Here is a 6,054-nt window from a genome sequence, read left to right as displayed (position 1 = left end):
TCTCGCTGGAGGACGCCTGTGCTTTGGTGGCGGCGCGTGCGCGGTTGATGCAGGCGCTGCCTGCGGGCGGTGCGATGGTGGCTGTGCAGGCGGCGGAGGATGAGATTTCCGCGCGGCTGGTGGAGGGGGTGTCCCTGGCGGCGGTCAACGGCCCGGAGTCGGTCGTGATCGCCGGAGACGAGGACCAAGTGCTCCGCGTGGCCGGGGAATTCACCTCCCTGGGCAGGAAGACGCAGCGGCTGCCGGTGAGCCACGCGTTCCACTCGCCGCTGATGGAACCGATGCTGGACGACTTCCGCCGGGCCGTCGCCGGCATCACCTTCCAGGCCCCGCGGCTTCCTCTCGTATCGAACGTCACCGGCGGACTCGCCGGCCCGGAGCTGGTGTGCTCGGCGGACTACTGGGTCCGGCACGTCCGCGAGACCGTGCGCTTCGCCGACGGTGTCCGTGCCCTCGCCGCCGAAGGCGCCACCGTCTTCCTGGAGCTGGGTCCGGACGGTGTGCTCACCGCCATGGCCCAGCACACCCTCGACGACACCGCCGTGGCCGTGTCCTCCCTCCGCAAGGACCGGCCCGAGGAGACCGCCCTCCTCACGGCCCTCGCGCGCCTGCACGTGGCGGGCGTCGGCGTGGACTGGCCGGGAATCTTCGACGGCACCGGCGCGCACCGCGTCGACCTGCCCACCTATCCGTTCCAGCACGAGCGCTACTGGCCCAGGCCCGCCGAGCTCACCGGGAACGTGACCGGCGCGGGCCTCATGCCGGCGGAACACCCGCTGCTGGGCGCGATGCTCGCCCTCGCGGACTCCGGCGAAGTGGTGTTCACGGGCCGGCTGTCCCTCCGGACCCACCCCTGGCTCACCGACCACGCCATCGGCGGGAACGTCCTCTTCCCGGGCACCGGCTTCCTGGAGCTGGCCCTGCGCGCCGGCGAACAGGTCGGCTGCGAGCGCGTCGGCGAATTCGTCCTCCTCACCCCGCTCGTCCTGCCCGAGGACGGCGCCGCCCTGGTCCAGGTGCTGGTCGGGGCGCCCGACGAGGCGGGCGCCCGGACGGTCTCGGTGCACGCGCGGCCCGGCGACGCGCCCGACGGGACGTGGATCCAGCACGCCCACGGCACGCTGACCGGCGGAGAGCGCGTCGAGGCGTTCGGCGCGGAGACCTGGCCGCCCCGGAATGCCGTCGTCGTCGACCTGGAGGACTTCTACGAGGGGACCGGCTACGGTCCCGCCTTCCAGGGCCTGCGCTCGGTCTGGCAGCGGGAGAACGAGGTATACCTCGAAGCCGCGCTCCCGGCCGACACCGCCGGTGAGGCCGGTGCCTTCGGCATCCACCCGGCGCTGCTGGACGCGGTGATCCAGTCCCACAGGATGGCCGGTGTCGGCGACGACGACCAGCTCCTCATGCCGTTCGCCTGGCGCGGCGTGTCCCTCCACGCAGGCGGGGCCCCGGTCGTCCGGGCCCGCGTCACGAGGACGGGCGACGACTCCGTGTCCATCGCGGCCGTCGACGTCGAGGGCGCGCCCGTGCTGTCGGCGGAAGCGCTGGTCCTGCGCGGCACGTCGGCGGCCGGGGCCGCCGCCCTCCAGCCCGGCGCGGAGTACGACGCGCTGCTGTCGCTGGACTGGACGCCCGCCCCCGAGGTGCCGTCCGCCGAGGTGCGCTGCGTGACCCTGGGCACCGGCCCGCTCGGTACGGTCGCGCCGGCCGTCTCCCTGGACGACCTCACCGGCGACGAGGACCTCGTGCTGGTGCCCGTGTCCGGTAGGGGCGACGGCAACGTACCCGCTTCCGTGCACGAACTGACGGCCCGGGTCCTGAGCCTGCTCCAGGACTGGACGGCGGGGGAGCGGCCCGCCGGGCCGCGCCTGGTGTTCATCACCCAGGGTGCCGTCTCCGCCGGCGAGGGGGAGACCGTGCGGGACCTGGCCGCCGCCGCGGTGTGGGGTCTCGTACGGTCGGCGCAGTCGGAGAACCCCGGCCGGTTCGCGCTGGTGGACGCCGAGCACGGTGACGTCCCGGCCCTGCTGCCGGTCCTGCCGGGCCTGCTGGCCACCGGGGACGAGCAGTTCGTGGTGCGCGACGGCGCCGCCCGGGTGCCCCGGCTGGCCCGGCTGGCCGGCGGCGCGGGGCTGCTGCCGCCCGTCGAGGGACCGTGGCGGCTGGACACCGCAGCCAAGGGCAGTCTCGACGATCTGCTGCTCGCTCCCTGCCCGGACGTCCTGGAGCCGCTCGGGCCGGGGCAGGTCCGGATCGCGGTCCAGGCCGCGGGCGTGAACTTCCGCGACGTGCTGAACGCCCTGGGCATGTACCCCGGCGAGGCCGGACGGCTCGGCGCCGAGGGCGCCGGCGTGGTGACCGAAACCGGGCCCGGGGTGACCCGACTGCGCCCGGGCGACCGCGTGATGGGCATGCTGTTCGGCGGCTTCGGCCCGGTGGCCGTGGCAGACGAGCGGCTCCTCGTCCAGTTCCCCGAAGGCTGGTCGCCGGCCACCGCCGCGTCCGTGCCGCTGGTCTTCCTGACCGCCCTCTACGCCCTGAAGGACCTCGCGGACCTGAGGCCCGGCGAGAAGATTCTCGTGCACGCCGGTGCCGGTGGCGTGGGCATGGCGGCGATTCAGCTGGCGCGGCACCTGGGCGCCGAAGTGTTCGCCACGGCCAGCGAGGGCAAGTGGGACACCCTGCGCGAGCTGGGCCTCCCCGACGACCACATCGCGTCGTCGCGCACGACGGACTTCGAGGAGCGATTCCGCGAGGCCACCGACGGCCGGGGCGTGGACGTGGTCCTCAACGCCCTCGCCGGTGAATTCGTCGACGCCTCGCTGCGGCTGACCGCCCCCGGCGGCCGGTTCCTGGAGATGGGCAAGACCGACATCCGCGACCCGGAGGCCACCACCGGAGTCCGCTACCGGGCCTTCGACCTCGCGGAAGCCGGCCCCGAGCGCACCCAGCAGATGCTGACCGAGCTGCTGGAACTGTTCGCCGCCGGCGCGCTGCGCCCGCTGCCGGTCGCCACCTGGGACGTACGGAGGGCCCGCGAGGCGTTCCGCCACATGAGCCGGGCCCGGCACATCGGCAAGATCGTACTGACCATGCCGCGCACCTGGAACCCGGACGGCACCGTACTGATCACCGGCGGCACCGGAGGCCTGGGCCGCGAGCTGGCCCGCCACCTCGTGGCCGAACGCGGCGTCACCCACCTGCTGCTGGCGAGCCGGCGCGGCCCCGACGCGCCGGACGCGGACGGACTGCGCGACGAACTGACCGCCCTCGGCGCCGAGGTCCGGATCGTCGCCTGCGATGTCACCGACCAGCAGGCCACGACCGCTCTCGTCGGCTCCGTCCCGGACGCGCACCCCCTCACCGCGGTGATCCACACCGCCGGTGTGCTCGACGACGGCATGGTCACGTCGCTGACCCCCGAGCGGCTGTCCGCCGTGCTGCGCCCCAAGGCGGACGCCGCCTGGCACCTGCACGAGGCCACCAAGAACCTCGACCTCGCCGCGTTCGTGCTGTTCTCCTCCCTCTCCGGCGTGACCGGCACCCCCGGCCAGGGCAACTACGCCGCCGGCAACGTCTTACTCGACGCGCTCGCCCGGCACCGCACGGCCCGGGGCCTGCCCGCCCAGTCCCTGTCGTGGGGCGCCTGGGCGCAGGGCCGCGGCATGACCGCCACGCTCTCCGAGACGGACATGCGGCGCATCGCCTCGTACGGGGCCTCACCCCTCACCGTCGACCAGGGGCTCGCCCTGCTCGACGCGGCCGGGGCGTGCGACGCGGCACACCTCGTCGCGCTCGGCCGCGCCTCCGGGCCGGTACGGGCCACCGGCCCCGTACCGGCCGTCCTGCGCGGCCTGGTCAGGTCCGGCCGCCGCGCCGCCGCGACCACCGCCACGGGTGCCGGTACCGCCGCGCAGCTCGTCGGCCGGCTGGCGGGGCTGGGTGAGGACGAGCGCGCCCGCCTCATGGCGGACCTGGTGCGGGCGGAGGCCGCGGCGGTCCTGGGGCACGCGTCGGCCGAGGCCGTCGACGCGCGGCGGGAGTTCCAGGACCTGGGCTTCGACTCCCTGACCGCCGTCGAGCTCCGCAACCGGCTCTCCGCCGCGACCGGCCTGCGGCTGACCGCGACGCTGGTCTTCGACTACCCCAACCCCTCCGCGCTCGCAGGGCACCTCGTCGCTGTGCTGCTCGACGAGCACGGGGACACGCCGGTCGCGGCCGCCGTCCCCGGCGCGGTCGCCGAGGACCCGGTCGTCATCGTCGGCATGGCCTGCCGGCTCCCGGGAGGCGTACGGTCCCCGGAAGATCTGTGGCGGCTCGTCCTCGAAGGCCGCGAAGGCATCACGGACTTCCCGGCGGACCGCGGCTGGGACCTGGACACCCTGCTGGGCGGGACAGAGGGTGAACGCGGCCGCAGCGGCACGTCCAAGGGCGGGTTCCTCGACGGCATCGCGGACTTCGACGCGGGCTTCTTCGGGATCTCGCCGCGCGAGGCCGTCACCATGGACCCGCAGCAGCGACTGCTCCTGGAAACCTCGTGGGAGGCGATCGAACGCTCCGGCATCGACCCGGTGTCCCTGCGCGGCAGTCAGACCGGTGTGTTCGTCGGCACCAGCGGCCAGGACTACACGATGCTCGTGATGAACTCCCGCGAGGACCTGGAGGGCCACACCAGCACGGGCCTCGTCGGCAGCGTCGTCTCCGGCCGCGTCTCGTACACCTTCGGCCTGGAGGGCCCGGCCGTCACCCTCGACACCGCGTGCTCGTCGTCCCTCGTGGCCATGCACCTGGCCGCGCAGTCCCTGCGGTCCGGTGAGTGCTCGCTCGCCCTGGCCGGAGGGGTGACGGTCCTGTCGACCCCGATGAGCTTCCCGAGCTTCACACGTCAGGGCGGGCTGGCGACGGACGGCCGGTGCAAGGCGTTCTCGGACGACGCCGACGGCACCGGCTGGTCCGAGGGCGTCGGCGTCCTCGTCCTGGAGCGGCTCTCCGACGCACGGCGCAACGGGCACGAAATCCTCGCCGTGGTGCGCGGCTCGGCCATCAACCAGGACGGCGCCTCCAACGGACTCACGGCCCCCAACGGCCCGTCCCAGCAGCGCGTCATCCGCCAGGCCCTCGCGAACGCCGGGCTGTCGACCGGTGACGTGGACGCCGTCGAGGCCCACGGCACCGGCACCTCGCTCGGCGACCCCATCGAGGCCCAGGCCGTGCTCGCCACGTACGGGCAGGACCGGGCCGAGGGGCGGCCGCTGCTGCTGGGCTCGCTCAAGTCGAACATCGGCCACACCATGTCGGCGGCCGGCGCGGCCGGCGTCATCAAGACGGTCATGGCGATGCGGCACGGCGTCCTGCCCCGCACCCTCCACGCCGAGACCCCCACGACACACGTCGACTGGACCGCCGGTGACGTCGAACTCCTCACGGAGGCGACCGACTGGCCGGACACCGGACGCCCCCGCCGGGCGGCCGTGTCCGCCTTCGGCATCAGCGGCACGAACGCGCACGCCATCCTGGAGCAGGCCCCCGATACCGTCATACGGACGGCCCGGGAACCCCGGCCCGCGGACGCGGGGAGGACTACTCCTTGGCTCGTGTCCGGCAAGACGCCGGAGGCGCTGGACGCCCAGGCCGAGCTGGTGCGCGAGTGGGTCGGTGAGCGTCCGGAACTCTCGCCGCTCGACGTGGGCTTCTCCCTGGCCACCGGCCGGTCGGCCTTCGAACACCGCGCGGTGCTGCTCGCGGGAGAGGACGGGTCGGTCGAGGTCGCGCGCGGCGTGGCCGGGGACGTGGCCGGGAAGTTCGCGGTGCTGTTCTCGGGTCAGGGTGCCCAGCGGGTGGGTATGGGCCGGGAGCTGGCTGCGCGTTTTCCGGTGTTCGCGGAGGCGCTGGATGTGGTGCTGGGGCATTTCGACGGTGAGTTGCGGGACGTGATGTCCGGCGATGCGGAGGGGCTGGACGCGACGGGGTTTACGCAGCCGGCGTTGTTCGCGGTCGAGGTGGCGTTGTTCCGGCTGGTGGAGTCGTGGGGGATCCGTCCGGATTTTGTGGCCG

The 6,054-nt window shown here is 74.1% G+C and carries 1 protein-coding gene; it reads left to right on the top strand.

Features of this window, described 5'->3' with window-relative positions; genetic code table 11:
* Window positions 1–6,054, top strand: a 6,054-nt coding sequence (locus IF61_RS0131635; protein ID WP_030369996.1) for a type I polyketide synthase, incomplete at both ends; no start/stop codon positions are given.

It is taken from the genome of Streptomyces roseoverticillatus (genome assembly GCF_000719265.1).
GTDB classification, from domain to species: Bacteria; Actinomycetota; Actinomycetes; order Streptomycetales; family Streptomycetaceae; genus Streptomyces; species Streptomyces roseoverticillatus.
The sequence above is the reverse complement of the archived record's forward strand: the minus strand, read 5'-3'. Positions and strand labels throughout refer to the sequence as shown.